The organism is Gottfriedia sp. NPDC057991, assembly GCF_042886615.1.
Taxonomy (GTDB): Bacteria; Bacillota; Bacilli; order Bacillales; family Bacillaceae_G; genus Gottfriedia.
Genome location: NZ_JBHVQN010000003.1, coordinates 136,856 through 162,104, shown reverse-complemented (window position 1 = coordinate 162,104; position 25,249 = coordinate 136,856). Strand labels below are relative to the sequence as shown.

Below are 25,249 nucleotides of genomic sequence, written 5' to 3'. Positions count from 1 at the left end.
AAAATTCATTGATGTTTTCTAATGTAAGAAAATAATGGGATTTATAATCAGAAAATTTAAAAAATATATTTAAATGTAGAAAATTCCCCCAAATCAGACTAAATTTCAATAAAATTATAAATATAGAATTTCACTGATAAATTAGGTATATAGAACTAATAGATGAAGATAAAGCAGTGTATTTATGCGTAAAAACCCATAGATTAGGCTGTTTTTGGTAGATAAATGAGTTGATTTTGTTCGTCAGATGACGACAATTTCCTGCAAATTCCCCCAATATAGTTTACGTATTTTTTAAAGTATTATTATGGTAGATTAATTAATTTGTATTTTTTTAGAATATTTTTAATTCTTAACCGAAAAGTTCACTCAAATGGGGGAGATTTAATGAAGAAGAGGCAAAAGAAACGAACGTTATCGGCTGTTGCATTGAGTAGTGCGATGTTACTAAATGTCGTATTACCCCAAAGTGCGATTCTTGCACATGCAGAGTCGAATGTCGATCAGAAAAGCTCATCTGATGGGAAATTTACAGCAGATGAAGTGAACCGCATTTTGGCTGGATTAACACCAGAACAAAAAGCGAGCATCAATAAGCTGACTGGTGCGGATAACACACAAAAAATCCACGTCGATCAGAAAGATTTAAAAAGCGGAAAAAATATTAACGTAATCGTTCAATTTAAAGTGGATCCAGCAAAGATCCAAATCATAAAGCAATCACTTGAAAAAGGAAGTGCAAGTGCGCAGACATTTTCTGATGATTACACTGAAGCAAAACAAAAAGTTGCGGATGCACATGCGAAATTTAAAGCGTTTGTCAAGACGCAACCAGCTAAGCAAATTACTGGTGGAAAAGAAGTTCAAACGGATGTCCGCATCACAAGAGAATACACAGATGCATTTAACGGGGTTGCACTATCGGTTCCACCGAGTATGGTTGAAGCGATTGCAAGTCAGGCGGATGTTGCTTCAGTCTGGTCGGTGGTTCAATACGAAGTAGAAGAAGGAACTCCTTCATCTGGCGAAACACAGGCAGCAACTGAAACTCCTTCGACTGGAAAACCAACTGCAGGACTTTCATTATTGGGTGTCGATAAACTACACGCTGAAGGAATCACAGGTAAATTTTTGTCAGGTTCAAGACAAGGTCAACGAGTGAAAGTTGGGGTACTTGATACAGGGATTGACTACAACCATCCTGATTTATATAAAGTAACTCACGATGCGGACGGTCATTTATACGAAGGACATGACTTTATTAATTCAAAAGTTGATGCAGATGGAACCGTGACTCCAGTAGATGATCATGACCCGATGGAAACGATCTATCCCGATTGGGAAGCGGCAAGAGAAAATCCGAATCCACAAGAAGGTGAGCCATCTCCTAATTACAAAGATTATATTACGGAACACGGTACACACGTATCAGGTACGATTGCGGCTAGTACGACAAATAATAATAACGTTTTTTCAGCGGATGGTGTTGCACCAGATGTTGAACTTCACGGGTACCGCGTACTTGGACCGGGTGGACATGGTTCTTCTTACGCTGTACTAAGCGGAATCGACCAAGCAGTAAAAGATAAAATGGATGTCGTGAATCTATCGCTCGGTGCGAATATTAATGACCCATTTTACCCAACGAGTATCGCGATCAACAACGCAACCTTACAAGGTGTTGTTTGTTCAGTTTCTGCAGGAAATGCAGGACCAGGCGTCGCGACACTTGGTTCACCAGGAACTTCACCACTTGCCATTACGGTTGGTGCAAGTACCGTTCCAGAACAAATTCCTGTGCAAACCTTAAAATTCGGTAATACGCCTTATCAAGCGCGATTATTCGGGAAACATTTTGCAGACGCTGATGATGCGTTCAAAGGATTGTCGATTCCAATCGTCGATGTTGGATTAGGAAGTAAAGATGATTATGTAGGAAGAGACATGAGTGGAAAAATCGCCCTTGTGAAACGCGGAGGCGATACTTTAACTCAAAAAATGGCCAATGCGAAAGATTCTGGAGCAAAAGGGATGATCATTTGGGATAACCAAGCGGATGAAGAAACACAAGGGTATAATCCAAACTTTTTAGGGATTAGCGCTGACAATGTATATGCAGTTTCGATTACACAAGCACAAGGTGAAGCACTCGCTAACGCAATCAAAGCCGATCCCGGGAACGCAAAAATTACGTTCCCAATGACGCTCGATGCCCCACTCAACAAACCGGCTGATCAATTGGCATCGTTCAGTTCAACAGGACCAGTAAAAGATTGGAGCATCAAACCAGACGTCATCGCACCAGGTGTTGACATTTTCTCAACGCAACCATACGATGTGTGGGAACCAAATAGTGATAAAGATTATAAATATGCCTATCAATCATTGTCAGGTACATCGATGGCTGCGCCTCACGTAACAGGGATTTCAGCACTTGTGTTAGCTGCACATCCGGATTACACACCAGCCGATGTGAAAACTGCATTAATGAATACAGCAAAAGACGTGAGTACCGATTCAAAAGCATACAGTGTGTACCAAATTGGTGCAGGACGTGTGGATCCAGTTCGAGCGGTTCACTCAAACGTCAAAATTCAAGTATTAGACAAAGCGACAAGCATTACAAATATCGATGGGCAAGATCAGTATACACCAATCGATAACACGACAGGTAGCTTCTCGTTTGGTTTTAATGGACGCGGAGAAGGAGCGAAACCTGGCTCGGATGATGTTGTCAAATCAAAAGACTTCACGATTACAAACCAAGGTTCAACAAGTAAAGCGTTCAAATTAAGTTCAACGTTCATCACAACAAAATTTGCGGGTTCAAATCCAGTTGGACAAGGCACCGGAAATAATGTGAAAATCGACTTTACGATTGGTGAGTCGAATGTAACGTCTGTCAGTGTGGACGGAAAAAGCTCTGTAAAAGCAAAAGCGACGATTACCGTGCCAGCAAATGCATTAGACGGTACGTATGAAGGATATGTGAATGTTGTAAATGCAAATGATGTGAGCGAATCATACCGCATCCCATTTACCATCACCATTGCTGAAAAAGGAATAGATTTTAAAGTAGATATCAAAGCGATGACACTGGGAGAACGTTATACAGGAAACTATAACCCTAATGGGGGACAACCTGGTTCAGGCTATACGTATTCTGTTAATGGTTCAATGAATAGTGCCTACGTACTATTGAAAGATAAAGATGGAAACTATATCGGAGTCGTACAAAATGTGAGCAATATCAGTGGGGCTGGTCCTGGGGTCGTTTATGGTCCGATTCAAATGCTGGTTAATGGACTCTATTTACCATTTACAAAACCATATAATGGCTCACTTGATCAAACTGGCATAGCGAAAACACCTGTGGAGCTAAAAGAAGGTGCCTATTCAGTTGAGATGATTGCAACGGACAAAGATGGTAAAAAGTTTACAAAAGAAGACACACTTTATGTAGACTACAAAGCACCTACCTTAACGATGGATAGTGATTCGCAGCCGGGTATTTATGAAATCGACCCAACTGGATACAATCCAGGACAAGAGGTGAAGAAGTTTTATGGAACCGTTTATGACTCGAATATTGATGTAATGAAAAATAATGGCGAAACGACGTTAAAAGATTACGATACGCTTAAGCCTGCACCTGTCAATCAAGGGCAGAACACAGTGTTTGGTTATCAAGATGGTCCATTTGTCACGAAAATATTCAAAACCGATGGAAATGGTCGTTTCGATTTCGGCTTAGAACCTGATGACATTAAAGCAAGTGGAATGAAATTTGTCATCTATCCTTCTGACTATGCTGGAGCAGGCGACTGGTATACAACGAAGAAAAAGTATTACTTCATCAAAAAAGGTTCGCCGTACGTAACCGTAACAGCTTCTGGAGGCGTCGACCCAGCACTAGAAAGCAAAGGGAATGTGGTGGTTGAACCGAATAAACCGTTTAAAGTGTCACTAGCGACGAAAAATGGAATTGGAATGACTGGCGGTACCTTTACAATTGAGGCGGATCCTATACTTGAATATTCGAACATTAAGCTTTCTGACGAATATAGTAACTATTTACGTGGTAAAGGCATTACACCTGCACTAACAGTTAGTCAACCTTATTTAAATAAACGCACAGGCAGAAATTCAATTGATGTGACCATTTCTGGTGTTTCTGAAGCAGGTGCACTAACGCAAGACATGAAGATTTTAGAAGCAGATTTGGTTTACAAAGATAAAAGTGCATTTGTTGGCCCAATTGACGAGAGTTTCGCTGTCGAAACATCGAGCTTCACAATTGATGGAAAAGACACAGACGTTCCGGCTTTCCCAACGAATATGCCACTTGTCAAACAACCGATCTCACAAGTGACGGGCCCACTGTTTGCTGAAAGCTTCCGAGCAAACAGTCTAAGTGGAAGTTTTGCGAATATAACGAAGGATACAGGCGCGTTCGTAACAGCAAAAGATGCGGATGGCAATACGTATGTAACCGATAACACAAGCGCCACAAACACGATTCAATACCAAAATCAATCGGCAGGCACATATTCCATTACAATGAAAGCAAGTGACAAACCGTATTCAATTGAAACGTATATGCCAGGTCACTTCAAAGGGTATCAAACAACGCCAGTGGTTGGTTCAAACAAATTCGGTTATCAATCAGGCTCATACTTTAATTTTGCATCGATGAACACACCACTTTTACTTGGTGGAGATGTAAATGGCGATAATGTGATTGATATGAAGGATTTAGTTTCAGAAATCCAAGCATATGCTGATTTCGATTTTCTAAAAAATGTGGTAACAGGTTCAACAGCTTCTAAGGAAAAAGCGGAATTCTTTACAAATTCTTCTGCGCATCGAAATAATGACATTAGCTGGGCTTTCTCAGGACTGAATTCATTTGGCAGTTACTCTTTCAGTAATATTGATTACAATGATTTTTACTATATCTTTAAAAACTTTGGTCAGAAAAATCAAAGTGCGATTGATGCAGGTAAGGTAGTTCCAGAACCACAACTTACTTTGCCAGAAAATCTTTCTATTACATCAAATAGAGGAACACATACTGCTTCTTCTGATGATTCGAAAGTTAAAACCTATAACTTATCTGCTGGTAATGGTCTAAGTGAAGTCATGGCAATGCTAAATTTTGCAGGTCCAACACAAAAAACATCCGTCACGCAATTACCAACTTTACAAGACTTGAAAAATGGTTCAACTGTTTCGTTAATCCCAACAAGCACTGTGCTATTAGACGATGTGATCTGGCGAAAAGCGATTACAAAGGTTGAATTAGGTCTAGGCGGTAATTTCACTGACGTAACGAATGCAGTTGTACCAAATACAACCGTTCCAGCAGTATCGATTACATCCGGCTACGTCAAGAATGACCCGACACAAGGGATCGTATATGTACCAGCTACACTAGCATTACATGGTTCATTATTTAATTCGACTGGTACGTACACGGTTCGTATCACGGCTGCTGGCTATCAACCAGTCACGAATAGCTTTACAATTGCATCAGTGCCAATTGCAACGCCTACCATTCCAATGGTCACTGATCCAGCAAAAGCGCATATCAGAAACGATATCACGTTTAACTATACATTTGCTGATGACGCAAATTGGCGAAATGGCATCAATAAAATCGTTGTAAAAACAGCGAATTTTACAACAGGCTTGGATATTACGAATCTAAAAGATGGAAATGGTAATCTGTATTACGATATTTCACAAACAGGAAAAATTACATTTAAAGCCGATTTATTTAAAACAAATGCAACAATTGATCCGAATGTCAATACGTCGTATAATGCAGCGATTAATCCAGGAGGAACGAACTATTTACCTCAATTGTATAAATTCGAGATCAACTCAACCGGTGTAGATGGAACCATTTATCCGACAGTAACGATTGGTGCAGATGGCACAAGTGCGGCTCAACCAATTGGATATGGCATTACGTTTGACTCAAAAGGTGGAAGCGCGATAAATCCAATTTCATTCGGATTTAAACCAAGCAACTCTCGATATAATGGAGGACAGTTTATTTTCAATAGTATCTCCGCAAATCGAAGTACGCCACTTTCTGTCAAACCTGGCTATAATTTTGTTGGTTGGTATAATGTCGATCCAGTGACGGGTGCATTAACGACTCCTTGGGTTGAATATAATAACTATGCTTCAGATATAAAGGTTGCTGCAAAATGGCAAGTGAATTACACGCAAAATTATTCACCTGTTGATGTGTCGAAACCAGATGGAGATAATTTAGGTGGTACCGTACTTGGTGAAGGTCCAGTTAAGATTAAAATCCCAGACTATACAACGAATACACCATGGTTAAAGACAAAGAACGATATCGCAAAAATTGACGCAACGTACAAAAAAATGAAAGCAGATGGCACGTTTGAAACAACAGACAGTACGTATACGTTAGATCCAACTACGTATGATTTAGTTGTTAATGGTGACGGTAGTGGTACGTTAACGTTTACAACGGCGACAGAAACTTATGCGACTGCTCATCCAACTGAAAAGTTTGCGTTTAGTCAAGCGCCAAGTTCAACTGGCTATCAACTAACACTAACGTCAACAACAGGAGAAACCGTTCAGATTCCAAGTGTGAAGCTAGGTTATCGCCGACACATTGATTTAAATGGAGGCACATTAAATTCACCAGGTGATGTATTCTTCAGTGACAAACTAGTCAACGGAAAAGCATTTGGTGTTGATATGACTACAGCAGCAACAAAAGTAAAAAATGGCACTCTTTCCATGATGCCAACCCTTTATTATGATGCGGAGGGATCAAGTGGACAAGATGTACCAATTTCAACAGGAACTGGTAAAGTATTGAAAAACAATGAAACGTATTACATCGCTTGGATGAAAACACCGCCACAAGTCACAAAAGATGTGGTAGGAAATGTTGTTGGAAGTGATATTACAATCGCCTTTACAGACGACGGAACTTGGCGAAATAATATCAAGAAAGTCAGCATTGGTTCAAAAGTACTAAATGCGGGTACTGATTATAAACTAACGTATGATTCAATAACACACAAAGGTTCAATTACACTTGATAAATCATTATTTACAGCTGGACAAAAAGTCAATGTGACCATTTCGTCAGAAGGGTACTTGGATGCGACTGTTACAGACCAAGTCATTGGTTACACAGTTACTTTTGAAACAAACGGAGGCGATGCAATTGAACCGCAAATCGTTGACTCACGTGTTACAATGCCAACTGCCCCAACTAAAGTTGGTTACAAATTTATGGGATGGTATAGTGACGAAGCGTTAACAACGCCGTTTGATTTCACAAGCATTGTGACAAAACCAATTAAACTATATGCAAAATATGCCTTAGCAACATCAATCGTATCAGCTGATACAACTGATAATGCGTTAGGCAATGAGATTACACTAGAATTTAGCGACAGAGATTGGGCAAATGCGATTACGAGTATCAAAGTAGCTGGCTCAGCGATTGATGCAACAAAATACAAAATCGATGCAACACATGGCACACTAACAATTGATCAGAGTGTATTCAAAAAAACAGGTGACTTTATCATCAGTATTAGCGCAAAAGAATATGCAGATGTTACAGTGACGCAAAAAATCGTAAACGGAAATAACATTCACTTTGTTCTAAAAGGTGAAAAAGCGCCATTTGAAGTAAAAGACCAAATCGTCGTACGTCGTATTGCAGAACCAACCGTACACGGATACGATTTAAAATGGTTCGCAGATGAAGATTGCACAATCCCTTGGGATTTCACAAATTCAATTTACTCTGCAAAAACAATTTACGGAACTTGGAAACCAGCTAAATATACTGTAATCTATAACACACAGGATGCTGGACTAGTCGTATCAGTGAAGGCTGAATACAACACACTTCTAGATGAAACAAAACCAACAAGAACAGGCTATACTTTCCTTGGTTGGACGAAAGATGCTGAAGGTAAAACACCATGGAACTTTGATACTGACAAAGTAACAGACAACATGATCCTTTATGCGAAATGGGATATTAATTCTTACACTGTTCACTTCAATAGTAATGACGGCAGTCAAGTTGCTGACAAAACTGCAACATATAACTCGGCGATCACTGCACCGACAACAAACAGAACAGGCTACACGTTAGTTGGATGGTACAAAGATGAGGAAGGTAAAGTAGCTTGGAACTTTGCAACAGATAAAGTAACAAGTAATACAACGTTATATGCGAAGTGGAAAATTAATTCTTATAAAGTGAACTATGTAAGCAATGGTGGTTCAACAGTTCCTGCTCAAACTGCAGATTACAATAGCGTCGTTAATTTACCAAAACCAACAAGAACGGGCTATACGTTCGCAGGATGGTACAATGATGCTACATTAAAAACACCAGCAGGAAATTCTTTAAAATTAACAGGTAACATCACACTTTATGCAAAATGGAACATCAACACGTATACTGTTAAATTTAACAGTAACGGTGGAAGTTCCGTTGCTTCAAAAACAGCAAATTACAATTCAACAATTAGCCAACCAGCGTCACCAACAAGAAAAGGTTATGTATTCCTTGGATGGTACAAAGATGCAGAAGGAAAAGTAGCTTGGAACTTTGCGAAGGATCTTGTTACAGCTAATACTACAATTTACGCGAAATGGGTAGCAATTCCAGCTAAACCATCAAATGCGAAATTAACGAAATCAGGAAAAGACGCTGTGAAACTAACGTGGTCAAAAGTATCAGGTGCAACAGGATATGAAATTGTTAAATCAACTTCAAAAACAGGCACATTTTCACACCTGAGCAGTGTAACAACAACAAATTACACAAATAAAGGATTAAGTAAAGGTAAAACATACTACTACAAAATCCGTTCTTACAAAATGGTTGGATCGCAAAAAATCTATGGTGAGTGGACAAGCGTAATGTCGATCAAGCTATAAAAAATGAAATAACTAGCAGTACAAATTTACTCTCAAGTAAAAAAGTCATAAAGGGTGTTTAATGATATTAAGAAGATGGATTAAACACCTTTTTTGGAAAAGTAAAACGATTTTATCTTTTTTCAATTAAAAACTTTCCCTTAAAAATAATAAAAGACAAGAATACAATTTCCGTATTCTTGTCTTATTTTTTTATAGAAGTTAATCTCTAAAAGCACTTGAATAAAAACAAAAGCTGGTTTCCAGGAAGAGAACCAGCGATTTATCTATAAATAGTTATACTATTAAAATATATAAGTGCTAAGCATTTACGATTAATTGTGCAATCTCCATTGCTTGCTCATTTAAATTCATCTTTTTATAATAATTAAATAATTCCTTTTTAGAGCGTTCTACTAAAAACGTAAAACCATTTTTTTCAAACATAGGTAAAGCTTTGCTGTTTAAATAATGATGGTATTCTTTCTCTTTTGATTTTAATAAATAAAGTAAAAGTTTAAATAAATGAACATATAAACTGTAATTATTCTTTTTCGCTATGAAAAGACCTTCTTCCGCACCATGCACAAGCTCTTCTATGTTAGAAAAACCTCCATCAAAGGAACTACGAATATAGCCTTCTAATGAAATTAAATACGATGAAGATTCTGAATCTTTTAGCATCATTGATTGTTTATAATATTTACTTGCTTCCTTATAATTTTTACCTCTATAAAACTCATAGGCTAAATTATGGAAAGCTTTTGCTTTTCGATCAGGAGCATTACACAACTCACAGCTTCTAATCAAATTTTTGAAACGATTAATAATTTCTTCCTCTAATGTGTCACCTTGAACTTGGATAATCATTAACATTTCAGCATCAATAACTCTAAGATAGTTATTAATTTGCTTAAAAAATTGATGAGATTTTTCAGCATAATAATAGGCTAACACAGGAGCAGTTAAAGTATGGTAAGCCGATGCTAGATGGTAGAAATATTCAGGATTTTTATAAACTGTATTATCAATCGACTTTAAGATTTCGATCACTTTACCGTATTCTTGCTTAGCTAGAGAATAAATTCCTAAAATATGCTTTAATAAATTTCTTTCATATGGTGCTAATTTGTCTTCTTTTTTTTGAAGCTTTTTAATGATTTTAAAAGCTTCATTGCATTTATTATGCGCAAGAAAATATTTCGCTCTTAGCAACTGATACATATCATTATATTCAGAGATTTGGATTAGTTCCTCCATTTCAAATTCATAGTAGATCTGATCCATCTCTTCAAATAACTGCATAACTATAACGTCATGCCAGTGAAGTAGTCGATGTTTAATATTCATAAAATTAGCTACTTCTAATTCCATATCAATTCCAAGTCTGTTTGATAATAAATTAATAATTTCAGGGGCGTACTTTGTTTGTGCACATTCTATTTTACTGATATGGGTAACGGAGCATATGTTTTTTCCTAATTGTTCTTGTGTTAGTTTGTATTTTTCTCTATAAAATTTGATAATTTTTCCTTCATACATAACTAAGTCCTCCTCCCATCCAAGATTTTAGAAATAGTACCTAATACTAAAATTCTACATTTAACAACAAAATTAGTATATTTAGAAAACCCGTGTAGCATGTGAAGTAATACTTAAAGATATGTTAAGTAAAAATGAAATTTGGATAGGATTACCTCAAGATAGGAAGAAATTAATTGAAGTTATTCATTCAATCTTCTAATACTTTACTAATATTTCCACGGACGACCATTTCGTATTTTTTATTGTTATTTCAGAATGTAATCGTTATCTCCACTCCTGAATAGCAGCTTATTAGTGGGACAAGAGGTTAAGAGCAGAGCCAAGGAAAGATTAGGATCGGTTTTAGAGGACTATCTTTATTTCCTACTTTTTCATTCCAATTTCTTTACCTTGGCACAGAATTTATACTTTGTTTCCAATTCTAAAAAGTAAAGATAATTGCATAGCCAGATATTGAGGGGTATACGGCATGTCATTTCTTAACCACGAGACAATTGTACCAATCAGAGCTGATGATCCATACCAGATAATAATATCCTTTTGAATATCTGTCTTAATGTGCAAAGAGTCAATTTCTCTTCTTTTCGTTATTGTTTCCGTAATGATTTTTAATAGTTGTTCTGTGAAGATTGGTGTTTTAGTAGAAGCAAGAACTACTTTATAAAACTTTGCATTCTCTGCTATATGTTCAAGTAAGTTTAAAAGCTTCACCGAGTCAGTTTCTTCTATAGAATTATAGGTTGTTGAATCTCTCATAATTTGTCCAAGTTTTTCACCCATTTCCAAAGCCATGTTCTCCATCATATCTTGTATGTCACGATAATGTAGATAAAATGTAACCCGATTAACTGTTGCGCGTTCAGCTATACGGTTAACCGTAATTTTATTTATGTCCATCTCTTGAAGCAAATCGATAAAAGCGTCTTTAATTAACTGGCGCGTACGAATGATCCTAGGATCTATTTTTGTTTTATCCTTCAAATCAAATCACCTTTTCCATGAAATTTACATTTTTTTCAGATGTGTTTATTATTTTTAGTTTTAACTACAGAACTAAAAAGAGTGATAACTACAATACACTTCTTCTAATATTGTTGGTTGTAAGAATGAACTAACTAATTATAATGTAATTTATATCATGTTAATTATTAAACACTTTGTAAATTATGTCCATGATAAAGAGAGAAAGGAATGATGGGGGATTGAGTAAAACTTCTGGAATTGACACAAATTCGTTAAAAAAGGGACCTATTATGTTCATTTTGATTTTAGGTGCCTTTCTGGCAACATTAAATCAAACGCTTATGAGTGTTGCCATACCTGAGCTAATGGTTGATTTTCATATCAAGGCAGCGACAGCACAGTGGTTAACAACAGGCTACATGCTAGTAAACGGTGTATTAATTCCGATTACAGCCTATTTAATGCTACGTTTCACCACACGAGAACTATTTCAAGCTTCAATGATTATCTTTTTAGCAGGAACAATTGTATCGGCAATTGCGACCGATTTCCCTGTTCTGTTAACAGGCCGCTTGATTCAGGCTGCAGGGGCAGGAATTATTATGCCACTATTAACGAACGTTATTTTGACACTTTTTCCGCCAGAAAAGCGCGGAGGAGCGATGGGGATGGTTGGGCTAGCGATTATCTTTGCTCCAGCAATTGGTCCTACACTTGCAGGTTATGTAATGGAGAATTACAAATGGGAAACGATGTTTTACGGAATGATTCCATTTGCTGTTCTTGTAATCGTGCTTGGTTACATTTATTTACGAAATGTATCGGATCGTATCAAAACAAAATTTGATCTTCTTAGCATTACATTGTCTACAGTTGGTTTTGGTGCAATGCTTTATGGTTTCAGCCGAGCTGGAAGTTTAGGTTGGTCGAATTCAGAAGTAATTAGTACGATTGTTGTCGGGGTATTGGCCCTTGTACTTTTCGCATGGAGACAAATGGTTTCGCAAAATCCTTTACTTGATTTGCGTGCATTCAAGTTCAGTATGTTCTCATTAACGACAGTTATTAATATCGCAGTAACGATGGTAATGTATGCAGATATGATGCTACTACCACTTTACTTACAAAATATCCGTGGTTATACACCTGTTGAGTCAGGTCTTCTATTACTTCCTGGTGCATTGGTAATGGGCTTCCTTATGCCGGTTACAGGTAGGTTATTTGATCGTGTAGGTGCAAAATGGCTAGCTATTTTCGGAATGATTATCACAATTGCAACGACACTTGGCTTTACAAACCTTACTGACTCAACTAGTTACACTTATCTAGTTCTTATGTCCACAGGTCGCCGAATCGGTATGGCATTAATGATGATGCCAATACAGACAGCTGGTTTAAATCAACTTCCAAAGCAATTAAATGCACACGGTACGGCAATTACGAATACAGTTCGTCAAGTTGCCGGAGCGGTTGGTACATCACTTCTAGTTACAATTATGACAGACCGTACTAAAACACATATACAGGATTTAATTCCTACAGCGGCTTCTAAGGGATTAACACAAGCTCAGATTATAAAAGAAGCTTCAATAAATGGAATTAACGATGCGTATCTAGTGATTGTTGGAATAGGGATCCTTGGATTACTACTTTCATTCTTTATCAAGAAGGTTAAACAAGCGGCTTCTGAAGAGGCAACAGTTAAATTAAAAAAGGTAACAGTTAAAGCATAATACACCATAATTAATTGGAGGAATATATCATGAGACTTCAAAACAAAGTAGCTGTAGTAACTGGTGCTGGTTCAGGAATGGGGAAAGCAATTGCTGTCCTTTATGCCAAGGAAGGTGCAAAAGTGGTAGTATCTGATATTAATGTAGATGCTGCAAATGTTACCGTTGAAGAAATAAAATCAAACGGTGGAGATGCAATAGCTGTTATGGCTAATGTTGCTCTCGAAAATGATATTCAAAACTTAATCGATTCTGCCGTTAATACCTTTGATACATTGGATATTCTAGTTAATAATGCAGGAATTATGGATAACTTTGAACCTGCTGGTGATATTGAAGATAATAAGTGGGAAAGAGTATTTGCGGTAAACACTACAAGTGTAATGCGTTCAACTAGAAAAGTCTTACCGATCTTTTTAGAAAAAGAGCAAGGGGTTATTATTAATGTAGCTTCGGCAGGTGGACTTCAAGGGGCTAGAGCTGGAGCGGCTTATACAGCGTCTAAGCATGCAGTTGTTGGATTCACGAAGAATACTGGGTTCATGTACGCAACGAATGGAATTCGATGCAACGCAATTGCCCCAGGTGGAGTTGAAACAAATATCGGTTCTTCCATGACAAATATTAACCAATTTGGTATGGGACGAATTCAAGCAGGATTAGGAGTTAATCCACGAGTAGGTAAACCAGAAGAAATTGCAGAAATAGCTTTATTCCTCGCTTCAGATGAATCAAGCTTTGTTAATGGTACTGTAATTACTGGTGATGCTGGTTGGACTGCTTATTAACATAAGAAAATTGAAATGAAGAGAAAGACCGTCTGGATAATCTAGACGGTTTTTTTATTTAGGATAAATATTAATTCCACATATTTTGTATTATTAATTGGTAATTTAAGGAGATGATGTTTTTCTGTAATTCAACCCTTTTTAAAATAATAATTCCTAATATAGTTTTAAAGGGAATATAGTTGCTTGTATAATGGTTTCCTAATGAGTTTCTTGAAAATAAAACAGAATGGATTACTACTATATTAAAGATTGATCATATTTGATATTAATTGAAAAAAATCAAAAACCATCATTCTGAAATGAACGATGGTTTTAATGCATTATCCAACGTTTTTCTTAACGTCTTTCTCATCAATCCAAGCCTCTAACTGATCACGACCTGGTAAGTTATCAATTTTATCAGCAGAGAAAACTGGATCCAATCCTTGTTTCTTTTGAGAAACATAATCTTTTAATAAAGCTTTTACAACTTTAGCTAAACGCGTAATTGCGTAAAGGTTAACTAGTACCATTAATCCCATGAAGATATCTGCTAAAGACCAAATTAATTCAGCGCTATATAATGCTCCGAATAATACCATTCCAATTACTGCAAAACGGTATAGGTAAATTGATTTTTTTGAATTCTTCATGAAGCTAATATTTGATTCACCGTAGTAATAGTTACCCATAATTGTACTTAATGCAAATAAGAATACTGAAATTGAAACGAATGTTGCAGCAAAATCACCTAGACTTACACGTAAAGATTCCTGTGTTAAAGGAATACCTGATAGTTCAGATGTTTTGTAAACGCCTGAAACTAATACGATCATAGCTGTAGATGAACAAATGATAAATGTATCGACAATTACACCTAGTGCTTGAATTAAACCTTGTTTTATGGGGTGAGTAACGTCAGCTGTTGCAGCTGCGTTTGGAGCAGAACCCATACCAGCTTCGTTTGAGAATAATCCACGACGAATACCGTGAAGAACTGCAGCACCCATGACACCACCAAACATTTGTTTAAACGTAAAAATTCCTTCAGAGAAAATTGCACCAAATACATCTGGTAAAATATCGAAATTTGAAAACATAACCCATAAAGCTAAAATAATGTAAACACCAGCTTTAATAGGTACTAAAACAGTTGAGAATTTTGCAACTGAATGTACGCCACCAAAAATAATTAGTGCTGTAATAATAGCCAGTACAATCGCAGTTGTTTTTGTATTTATACCAAATTCATTATTAATAGAAGCAGCAATCGTATTTGCTTGTACTGCGTTAAAAATAAGACCAAAAGATAAAGTAATTAAAATACTAAAAATAACACCAAGCTTTCGATTACCTAAAGCTTTTTCCATATAATAAGCAGGTCCACCACGCCATGAAGAACCATCTTTCACTTTATAAAGCTGAGCCAAAGTACTTTCTACAAATGCTGAAGCTGAACCAATTAATGCCATTAACCACATCCAAAATACTGCACCTGGTCCACCTAATGCCACTGCTGTTGCAACACCGGCAATATTCCCCGTACCAATACGAGCAGCCATTCCGATCATAAATGCTTGTAATGAAGAAACAGTCTTTTTGTCTTTGTCTCTGTTTCGACCATCACCTAATAATCGAATCATTTCAGGGAAGAATTTAAACTGAATAAATCCTAAATAAACTGTTAAAAATAGGCCGATTGCAACTAATAAAATAACAAGTAATTTAGCCCATAGATAGTCGTTGAGTACTGAAACCAATTCTGTCATGAATCCCTCTCCTTTGTAAGAATATTCGCAAAAATATCCGATAATTTTGACTACAAAGTGTAATAATAATTTATTCTGTCGACGAAGGCAACGATTTTTTTAATGATTATCCAATAAAAAAAGGTAACATTAAAATAAGATTAAAAAAGTAAGTGTTCACTTACTTTTTGTTGACGAAATTAATTTTGGTTAATATACTAGGAAAGTGAATAAACACTTACTTTTTTTGCAGCACGCTAAATAAGAAGATTTAATGCCTTTTTAACAACTTTTTTTAAGGAGGTAAAAAGTGAATAAGGGAGAAAGAACAAAACATCACATCCTAGAAAAGTCTATCCAACTATTTGCGAAAAATGGTTATGATGGTACGACAATTAATCAAATTGCAAAGGAAAGTAAAATTTCCGAAGCGACGATTTATAAGTATTTTAAAAGCAAGCTGGATGTATTGATTACTTGTGTCAAACCAGATATTCAAGACGTTTGGATGGAAGAGGATTTTAGTAAACTTTCAATTGAAGAATTGCTTAGATTATATGTTGAGAAAAGGATTAAATGGGTAGAAAAGAATCGAAATCAAATTGAAATCTTGATCAGTGAAACTTTAAGACACCCTGAGTTATCAGAAATTTTCTTCCAACAAATCTATCGTAAAACACCAATTGAAGAGGAAATAGAATCAAGAATGCTTGCAAAAGAAACAAATTTTCATTTAGAAATTCCAATACTAAGTTTAAGTATGATTACGACGATTATATCGATTCTTAATCTACAAAAGAGTGTACTGGATAAAGATCCAATGCATATTACAGATGATGCTATAAATAAAATGGTGCAATTAATTTTATTCGGATTAATAGGAAAAAAAAGTCCGGAATAACATGAAAATGAGTTTAACGGGAGAATGGTTTAGTATTACCTTTTATTTTTTAATAAAAGGGAGTATTAAACTATTTAAATGCAATAAAATGACCAAAATACACATTTGGTCAGATGGTCTAAAAGGGGAGTGATTTTGTGTTTAAACAGGAATGGAAAAATATTTTTAAGAAGCCAATGACAATTGCAACAATCATTGCGATTGGGCTTGTACCAATGCTTTACTCTTTAATTTTCTTATCTGCTTATTGGAATCCTTATAATAAAACAGAAAAATTATCTGTCGCAATTGTTAACAATGATAAGGGTACTGAGTTTAATGATAAAAAGCTTAATGTAGGGAAAGATTTTGTTGAAGGATTGAAAGATAATAAGTCATTCAAATGGAAAGTTACAAATAAAAAACAGGCAATGGAAGGATTAAACGATGAAAAATATTATTTAGTCATCGAATTACCTTCTAACTTCTCCAAAAATGCAGCTACGTTATTAGACGAAAAACCGCAGAAAATGAAATTAAATTATTACACGAATGCCGGTAAAAACTATGTAGGCGCACAAATTGGTACAAATGCAATGAAAGAAGTAAATGCTACTATCTCAAAAGAAATTACAGAACAATATGCTAAAACAGTTTTTGATAATTTCAAGGATATTGGAGATGGTATGACAAAAGCGTCCGATGGTGCAGGTAAAATCAATGATGGTGCATCAAAAATAACAGATGGAACAGATGTTTTAAATAAAAATTTAAAAAAATTAAATGACAGCATGATCACATTTGAAAATGGTAGTACAAAACTGAAAAGTGGAGCGACACAATTATCAGATGGTATTAAACAATCAAGTGATGGTGCTAATAAATTAAATACTGGTTTAAATACTCTTCTAGATGGAACTGGTACGTTAAAAGCTGGTTCTAGTGATTTAAATAATGGACTATCGCAACTAGTTGTAGGCGGCAATAAAATCGAAGCTGGCTCTTCTAAGCTAGAAGCTGGAAGTAACCAATTAAATGATGGACTAAAACAATCTTATGCTGGAGCAACCCAACTGCAAAAAAATGAAGCAGGATTTAATGCGAATCTTGGTGCTACTAATGATGCGCTTAAATCAATAGTTAATGGATTGCAAGATGGTTCATTAAGTAAAGAAGATTTACAGAAATTACAAGCAATCTCAAATAGTTTAGATCAACTATCAAAAGGAAGTAATCAAATTAAAAACGGTGTTGATCAAATTGCTGCAGCACAAGGTCAATTATACGAAGGTTCAAATAATCTACTTGCTGGACAAAAAGAATTAAATACAAATTTAAGTTTATTTAATAGTAAATTGCAAGAAGCATCTAATGGAGCAAATCAATTAGCTCAAGGAAGTAATGATTTATACAATGGTACAAAGGAATTAAGTGAAGGAAGTTCGTTACTTTCAATAGGCCTAGGTAAATTAAATACAGGCGGGGACCAATTAGTCCAAGGGATCAATCAATTAAATGATGGTTCTAAACGACTATCTGATGGAACGAATAAGCTATATAGTGGGTCTGGAGACTTATTAAAAGGTGCAACTGATTTAACAAAAGGAACAACTGAACTTCATAAATCTCTGAAAGATGGTGGAGATGAGGTAAACAAAGTTAAAACAGGTGATGAAACCGATAAATTCTTTGCAGAACCGACAGAGCTAGTTTCTCATAAATTGAATAATGTAAAAGAATATGGTGTAGGATTAACACCTTATATCTTATCAATTGGACTATTTGCAGGTGGGTTAATGTTCACTTCAGTTTATCCGATGAGAAAGAATTCTATTGTTCCGACTACTGGTTTAGCTTGGTTCTTTAGTAAATATAGCGTTCTAATCTTCGTGGGAATCATGCAATCAATCGTAGCAGATATGGTTTTAATTTATGGTATGGGTCTTGATGTGAAAAACATGTGGTTGTTCGTAGTGTTTACAATTATCACTAGCTTGACCTTCTATTCATTAATACAATTCTTAACTGTTACATTAGGAAATATAGGGCAATATTTAGTGTTTGTTATGATGTTATTACAAATTGGTGGAACTTCAGGTACTTTCCCAATATCTTTAACACCAACATTCTTCCAAACGATTCATCCATATTTACCTATGACGTATGCTATAAAAGGATTCAGAGAATTAATCTCTAGTTCTGTTAGCAAAGGGTTTGTATGGGATCAAGTCTACTATTTATGTGGATTTGCAGTGTTATTCATTATCTTAACAAATGTAACTTTTGCAGTTCGTGTTAAATTATCAAAGAAAAAACAATTAAGTGAAATCGAGGCTTAAAACGATAAAATAATAAAAAGGATTGAAGTCTAATAAAAAAAGATTTCAATCCTTTTTTATTATTAGTGAAATAAAAATCCAGTATCTTTAGGTCAATCTTTTATTGTAAAATTAGTAATGGAATATGGGAATAATGAAGGAAATAGTATAGAATCCCTTTACATTGTAAGGGACTTATCGTTAAAATTTTAACGTGGTTAATCTGATATTTGTACATCATGAGCACTTAACACTTGCTATTGTCCTATAAAATATAAAAAAATAAGGAAGCGTTTTCAATTGGTAGAAAAGTGGTGAATAAATGAAACTAACTGACATCGATAAAAAAATTCTAGAGATGCTCACTAAAAATGGTCGGATGTCATACGCCGATATTGGAAAAGAACTTAATTTATCAAGGGTTTCAATCCGTGAACGTGTGAATCAATTAATAAAAAACGGGGTTATTGAGAGGTTCTCAGTAGTCATTAATTCAGAAAAAGTAGGCAAAGGCGTATCTGCATTCTTTGAAGTAGATTGTGAACCAGCTTATTTAGTAGTCGTAGCCGAAGCACTTGCAGATAATCCTGTTGTAGCGAGTTGTTATCAAATGACAGGTCCAAGCACTTTACATATGCATGTATTAGTCGATGATTTTGTCAGATTAGAACAATTTATAAATAATGAATTATATGCTTTAGAAGGAATAACAAGGGTAGAAAGTCATATTTTATTACGAAGATTTAAGAGTAGAAATGGCTTAAAATTATAGTTGTCATGGCGAGAGATTGGGAATCTCTCGTCTTTTTTTACTATTTTTTGTAAAAATTCATAAAATTATAGAATATTCTGTCTACCGGGAGTATAATCGAAAATAACTAAAATTTACATTGTTAGGTTATACGGTGATTAAGGTTAACAAACGTATGTAATTTTAGTTAATATACTTACAAATGGAGTAGGTGGAAAGATGGCGTCACTCATATTAAGAAGGTTGTTTCAATTGTTTTTATTATTGCTAGGTATCTCCTTTTTAGTCTTTGCTTCTATGCATTTAGCACCTGGTGACCCAGCTGCAATTATTGGCGGACCTACAGCAACAAAAGCTGATCTAAATGCCATTCGGGAAAGTTTGGGACTGAATGACTCGTTTTTTGTCCAATATTGGCATTATTTATCAAGCGTATTACATGGGGATTTAGGATATTCCTTTCAAACGAAACAGTCGGTTGCAGAGGCAATTTCAATCCGTTTTCCTAATACTTTAAGTTTAGCAATCGCGAGTATGATTGTTGCAGTAGTAATCGGTGTAATAACAGGGATTGTCTCTGCGCTTAAGCAAAACTCGTGGATGGATGTATCAAGTACAATCATAGCCCTTGCAGGTATTTCAGTACCTAATTTTTGGCTAGGTGCCATCCTTATTCTTATTTTCGGAGTTAATCTACAAATTCTGCCCGTTGGGGGACTCGATTCACCAATTTGGACAGTAGAAGGTTTTAAGCAAATCATTTTACCTGCCATTGCACTTGGAACTGCTTCGGCTGCAATGATTGCAAGAATGAGCCGTTCATCTATGTTAGAGGTAATTCGAGCTGATTACATAAGAACTGCAAGAGCGAAAGGTGTAAAAGAAAAATCGATTGTTTGGATTCATGCTTTAAAAAACTCGATGATTCCAGTCATAACTGTTATTGGGTTAAACTTCGGATTTCTTCTTGGTGGAACAATCATTACAGAACAAGTATTTGCGATTAATGGTGTCGGCAGACTAATGATCGATGCAATTGCAGCTAGAGATTTTCCGATGGTTCAAGGGGCAGTATTACTTGTAGCATCTATGTTTGTAATCGTGAATTTACTTGTTGATATATTATACGTATTTATCGATCCAAGAATTAGCTACGATTAATCGCCAGAAGGGAGGAAGAATTTTGTCTACTGAAGTTGTCATTAATAACATAGGTGCAAAGCAAGCTATTACAAAAAAGAAAGAAAAATTTATCATTCAAACGTTTAAACGTTTAATCAAAAATAGATTAGCCGTTTTTGGATTAATCATTATTATTCTACAAATTTTAATGGCAGTATTTGCACCACTTATTACGATTCATGATCCGATTAAACAAAATTTGGCATCAACAGAACTGCCAATATTCTCTAGCGGACATTGGTTAGGTACAGATAATTATGGTCGGGATATGTGGAGTCGAATTGTATTCGGATCTAGAGTATCACTCATTGTTGGATTCAGTGCAGTGATTCTTGGATTAATTGGTGGAATTACAATAGGTATGCTAGCTGGCTATTTTTCAAAACTAGATGGCTTGCTTATGAGAATAGTAGATTTATTATTTGCTTTTCCTGGAATTCTACTCGCCATGCTAATTATTGCAATTCTTGGGACAAGTCTAGTGAATGTAGCAGTTGCGATTAGTATTTGGTCCATTCCTTCATGTGCAAGAATTGTTCGTGGTTCGGTTTTATCTATTAAGAAGCAAGAATACATACAAGCAATGAGGACTTTAGGTGCAAGTAATTTACGAATTATGGTGAAGCATATTTTACCAAACTGTATGGCACCAATCATAGTTTTTGCCACAATGAGAATGGCTACTGCTATTTTATCAACGGCATCACTAAGTTATTTAGGTCTTGGTGCACAACCTCCAACAGCCGAATGGGGATCAATGATCTCCCAAGGGCAAGATTATATGTTTTCTTCCCCACATATGACAATCGTACCAGGGATCGCAATTATGCTGATCGTTTTCTCTTTTAATGTCGTAGGTGATGGATTAAGAGATGCTTTAGATCCAAATATGAATATTAATGATTGAGGAGATGGGTAAATGAAAAAATGGATGGTTATCGTAATTAGTGCAATTCTTCTTCTTGCTGGATGCTCTAGTAAAACAACTGGATCAAATAGCGCTAATGTTTCACAAGAACTTACATATGCTTCTACATCAGATGTAGTAGGTTTATCACCAATCTTAACAAATGATTCTGTATCAGCTAATGTCATCATGCAAGTTTATGAAACTTTATTTAAAAGAAATCCTAAAACAATGCAAATCGAACCTTTATTAGCAGAATCTTATACGAATCCAAATGATAAAACTTGGGAAATTACATTGAAAAAAGGAATCAAATTCCAAGACGGAACAGATTTTAACGCAGAAGCAGTAAAATACACATTTGATAAATTCCGTGATCCAAAAACTGCTGCTCCACGTGCTTCATTATTAGAACCAATTCAATCAGTTAATGTAATTGATGATTACAAAGTAGAAATTAAAACGAAATATCCATATGGTCCACTTTTAGCTGCACTTGCTCATACTGCTGCTTCAATCGTAAGCCCTACAGCAGATAAAAATAGTGATTTAATGAAAACACCTGTAGGAACTGGGCCATTTAAGTTTGTTAGCTGGACACCTGGTGACCAAATCGTTCTTGAGGCAAACAAAGATTATTGGAATGGCGCACCTAAATTGAAAAAAGTTACTTTTAAAGTAGTGCCGGAAGTTTCTACAGCTATTTCAATGTTACAAACTGGAAAAGTACAATTTATTGATGCACTTCCAGCTGAACAAATTAAGCGTCTAGAATCAATTAAAAATGTAAAAGTGACAAAAGCAGAAGGAACACCTGTTTACTATTTAGGGTTTAACATGAAAAAAGCTCCAATGAATAACTTAGCGTTCCGTCAAGCAGTTGCTTATGGATTAGATCGTAAAGCATATATTAATCAGTTAAACGGATTAGGTGTTGAAGGTAATAGTGTTATTGGACCAAAAGTTTTCGGATATGATCAATCTGAAGAAGAAGTTGGCTATTCTTATGATTTAGAAAAAGCTAAGAAACTGATTAAAGATAATGGATTTGAAGGAAAAGAAGTAAAAATGCTAGTACCAAATCGAGATATGTATATGAAAATGGCTGAAATTGCTCAATCTCAAATGACGGAAATTGGCCTGAAAGTTAAGCTTGAAACGATGGAATGGGGCACTTTCTTAGATGCAGCAACGAAAGGTCAATACGATGTAACGTTCTTAGGATGGGCTAATAGTACAGCTGATGGTAGTGAATTATTGTATCCAAACTTCCATTCTGACAACGTTGGATCATCAAACCGAATTTCATATAGTAATAAGCAATTTGATCAGTTAGTTAATGAATCTCGTCAAACGATTGACCAAAATGCTCGAAAAGAAAAACTAAAAGAAGCAGATGAATTATTAGTAAAAGATGCTCCTGTAATCGTTATGAATCAAGGTGTAGTAACATCTGCAGTTGATCAATCGGTGAAAGGCATTGAAATTGATCCTACTGGCCAATGGTCATTATACAACGTACACAGAGAGTAGGTAATAGTATGTCAACAGAGCTTCTATCTGTAAATAATTTAGTAACAACGTTTCGAACAGCTGATGGAGAAATCCCAGCTGTTCGGAACGTATCCTTTTCAGTAAATAAAAGTGAAACTTTATGTATAGTTGGCGAATCAGGTTGCGGAAAAAGTATTACTTCATTGTCTATTATGGGATTATTGCCAAGTAATGGATCAATAAAAAGCGGTTCAATTCAATTGGAAGGAACTGATTTAACTAAGTTAACAACTGATGAATTTAGAAAAATTAGAGGCAATAAAATATCGATGATTTTTCAAGAACCGATGACTGCGTTAAATCCTGTAATCACAATTGGTTATCAGCTACGCGAGCCACTTATGATTCACCAAAAGCTTTCTAAACAAGAAGCAAATCAAAAAGGAATTGAACTCTTAAAGCAAGTAGGCATACCATATCCTGAAAAAAGAATGACTCAATATCCTCATGAACTAAGCGGTGGAATGAGACAAAGGGTTATGATTGCTATTTCATTAGCCTGTACCCCTGGACTTTTAATTGCAGATGAGCCAACGACTGCACTTGATGTTACGATTCAATCTCAAATATTAGATTTAATCCACGAGTTACAAGAACAACTCGGAATGGGTGTCATCATGGTTACTCATGACATGGGAGTCGTAGCTGAAATAGCTGATAAAGTGATGGTTATGTATGCAGGAGAAAAAATAGAAGAAGGTCCAGTCGAAGAGATTTTTAATCATCCAAGTCATCCATATACTAGGGGATTATTAAGCTCTGTACCAAATGTAGATGATCCTGATTTTGAATTAGAAGCAATCCCAGGCTCGACACCGAGCTTAAACGAACAAATAACTGGCTGCCGTTTTCATCCGCGTTGTGAACATGCATTAGCACGTTGCAAAGTTGAAGTCCCAAAGGAATTTACAATAAAGGATGGACACACAGTTAAATGTTGGCTAAGTGAGGGGGATGCGATATGACTCTAACAAAAAGTAAATCTTTATTAGAGCTGCGAAGTGTTAAAAAATATTATCCGATTCGTGGAGGCTTACTAAAAAAAGTTCAAGGTCATGTCAAGGCAGTTGAAGAGGTGAGTCTAACATTATTAGAAGGTGAAAGCTTAGGCGTTGTAGGTGAATCAGGTTGCGGTAAATCTACATTGGGAAAAACGATTTTAGGTCTTGAAGATATTACTGACGGAAAAGTATTTTTTAAAGATATAGAAATCCAACATTTATCGAATAAGAGTCGAAATGATTTTAAGAAACAAATGCAAATGATTTTCCAAGATCCATATGCTTCATTAAATCCAAGACAACGAATTGGAGATGCATTGGAGGAAGTATTTGTCATCCATACGAATCTATCAAAACAAGTACGAAAAGAGAAAGTAATCGGTTTGCTTCGCGAGGTAGGCTTAAATGAAGATCATTATAATCGATATCCTCATGAATTTAGTGGTGGTCAGCGTCAACGTATTGGAATTGCACGAGCGATTGCCCTTAACCCATCGTTAATTATCTGTGACGAGGCTGTGTCCGCACTTGATGTATCTGTACAAGCACAAGTATTAAAACTTTTAAAATCATTACAAGCAAAATATAACTTAACTTATTTATTTATCTCTCATGATTTAGGAGTCGTACGATATTTCTGTGATCGAGTTTTAGTAATGTATTTAGGAAATACAGTTGAGCTTGCTCCTGCGGACAAGCTATATAATAACCCATTACATCCTTATACAAAGGCGTTACTATCTGCGATTCCACGTCCAAAGGTTGGAAAAAGACCTGAGAAAATTCGTTTGACAGGTGAAATTCCAAATCCAGCTAACCCACCTTCAGGTTGTACATTTCGTACTCGTTGTCCACTAGCAACAGAGCTTTGTGGGCAAGTAAAACCAGAGTGGAAGGAAATTGAAGAAAATCATTTTGTTGCATGTCACCATGTAGATGCTTAAAGGAGAA

The 25,249-nt window shown here is 35.7% G+C and carries 14 protein-coding genes; 11 read left to right on the top strand and 3 right to left on the bottom strand.

Features of this window, described 5'->3' with window-relative positions:
- Nucleotides 1–387: 387 nt before the first annotated feature.
- Nucleotides 388–8,967, top strand: a complete 8,580-nt coding sequence (locus ACFVR2_RS12260; RefSeq protein WP_387362030.1) for an InlB B-repeat-containing protein — start codon at nucleotides 388–390, stop codon at nucleotides 8,965–8,967.
- 300 nt (nucleotides 8,968–9,267) lie between these two features.
- Here ACFVR2_RS12260 and ACFVR2_RS12255 read toward each other — a convergent pair whose 3' ends face one another.
- Together ACFVR2_RS12255 and ACFVR2_RS12250 are read right to left on the bottom strand one after the other, a co-directional pair.
- Nucleotides 9,268–10,488, bottom strand: coding sequence for a helix-turn-helix domain-containing protein (locus ACFVR2_RS12255; RefSeq protein ID WP_387362028.1), 1,221 nt, complete (start codon nucleotides 10,486–10,488; stop codon nucleotides 9,268–9,270).
- Between the two features lie 405 nt (nucleotides 10,489–10,893).
- Nucleotides 10,894–11,472 carry a TetR/AcrR family transcriptional regulator gene (locus ACFVR2_RS12250; protein WP_387362026.1) on the bottom strand — a complete coding sequence of 193 codons (579 nt, stop codon included), beginning with the start codon at nucleotides 11,470–11,472 and terminating at the stop codon, nucleotides 10,894–10,896.
- Between the two features lie 272 nt (nucleotides 11,473–11,744).
- Here ACFVR2_RS12250 and ACFVR2_RS12245 point away from each other — a divergent pair, with 272 nt between their 5' ends.
- A complete protein-coding gene (locus ACFVR2_RS12245) occupies nucleotides 11,745–13,187 on the top strand; it encodes a DHA2 family efflux MFS transporter permease subunit (protein WP_387362024.1) in 1,443 nt (480 codons plus the stop codon).
- 29 nt (nucleotides 13,188–13,216) lie between these two features.
- Complete coding sequence (locus ACFVR2_RS12240; RefSeq protein ID WP_387362022.1) at nucleotides 13,217–13,975, top strand: SDR family oxidoreductase; 759 nt, start codon at nucleotides 13,217–13,219, stop codon at nucleotides 13,973–13,975.
- A gap of 323 nt (nucleotides 13,976–14,298) precedes the next feature.
- On the opposite strand, the gene ACFVR2_RS12235 is transcribed toward ACFVR2_RS12240, so the two are convergent.
- A complete protein-coding gene (locus tag ACFVR2_RS12235) occupies nucleotides 14,299–15,726 on the bottom strand; it encodes an alanine/glycine:cation symporter family protein (protein WP_387362020.1) in 1,428 nt (475 codons plus the stop codon).
- Nucleotides 15,727–16,015: 289 nt separating this feature from the next.
- On the opposite strand from ACFVR2_RS12235, the gene ACFVR2_RS12230 reads away from it, so the two are divergent.
- The 8 genes from ACFVR2_RS12230 to ACFVR2_RS12195 all read left to right on the top strand — a co-directional run bounded on the left by ACFVR2_RS12230 (nucleotide 16,016) and on the right by ACFVR2_RS12195 (nucleotide 25,242).
- Entirely contained in the window at nucleotides 16,016–16,606 is a 591-nt protein-coding gene (locus tag ACFVR2_RS12230) for a TetR/AcrR family transcriptional regulator (protein ID WP_387362018.1), read from the top strand.
- A gap of 137 nt (nucleotides 16,607–16,743) precedes the next feature.
- Nucleotides 16,744–18,924 carry a YhgE/Pip family protein gene (locus ACFVR2_RS12225; protein WP_387362016.1) on the top strand — a complete coding sequence of 727 codons (2,181 nt, stop codon included), beginning with the start codon at nucleotides 16,744–16,746 and terminating at the stop codon, nucleotides 18,922–18,924.
- A 301-nt stretch (nucleotides 18,925–19,225) separates the two neighbouring features.
- Nucleotides 19,226–19,675, top strand: coding sequence for an Lrp/AsnC family transcriptional regulator (locus ACFVR2_RS12220; RefSeq protein ID WP_056468974.1), 450 nt, complete (start codon nucleotides 19,226–19,228; stop codon nucleotides 19,673–19,675).
- A 198-nt stretch (nucleotides 19,676–19,873) separates the two neighbouring features.
- Nucleotides 19,874–20,815, top strand: coding sequence for a nickel ABC transporter permease (nikB, locus tag ACFVR2_RS12215; protein ID WP_056468971.1), 942 nt, complete (start codon nucleotides 19,874–19,876; stop codon nucleotides 20,813–20,815).
- A 22-nt stretch (nucleotides 20,816–20,837) separates the two neighbouring features.
- Complete coding sequence (locus ACFVR2_RS12210) at nucleotides 20,838–21,743, top strand: ABC transporter permease (RefSeq protein ID WP_387362013.1); 906 nt, start codon at nucleotides 20,838–20,840, stop codon at nucleotides 21,741–21,743.
- A 12-nt stretch (nucleotides 21,744–21,755) separates the two neighbouring features.
- The gene (locus ACFVR2_RS12205) at nucleotides 21,756–23,276 is read left to right on the top strand and encodes a glutathione ABC transporter substrate-binding protein (protein ID WP_387362011.1); all 1,521 of its coding nucleotides are present in this window, start codon (nucleotides 21,756–21,758) and stop codon (nucleotides 23,274–23,276) included.
- Between the two features lie 8 nt (nucleotides 23,277–23,284).
- Nucleotides 23,285–24,262, top strand: coding sequence for an ABC transporter ATP-binding protein (locus ACFVR2_RS12200; RefSeq protein WP_387362009.1), 978 nt, complete (start codon nucleotides 23,285–23,287; stop codon nucleotides 24,260–24,262).
- A complete protein-coding gene (locus tag ACFVR2_RS12195; protein WP_387362007.1) occupies nucleotides 24,259–25,242 on the top strand; it encodes an ABC transporter ATP-binding protein in 984 nt (327 codons plus the stop codon). Before ACFVR2_RS12200 ends, ACFVR2_RS12195 begins: the two co-directional genes overlap by 4 nt.
- Nucleotides 25,243–25,249 lie beyond the last annotated feature (7 nt).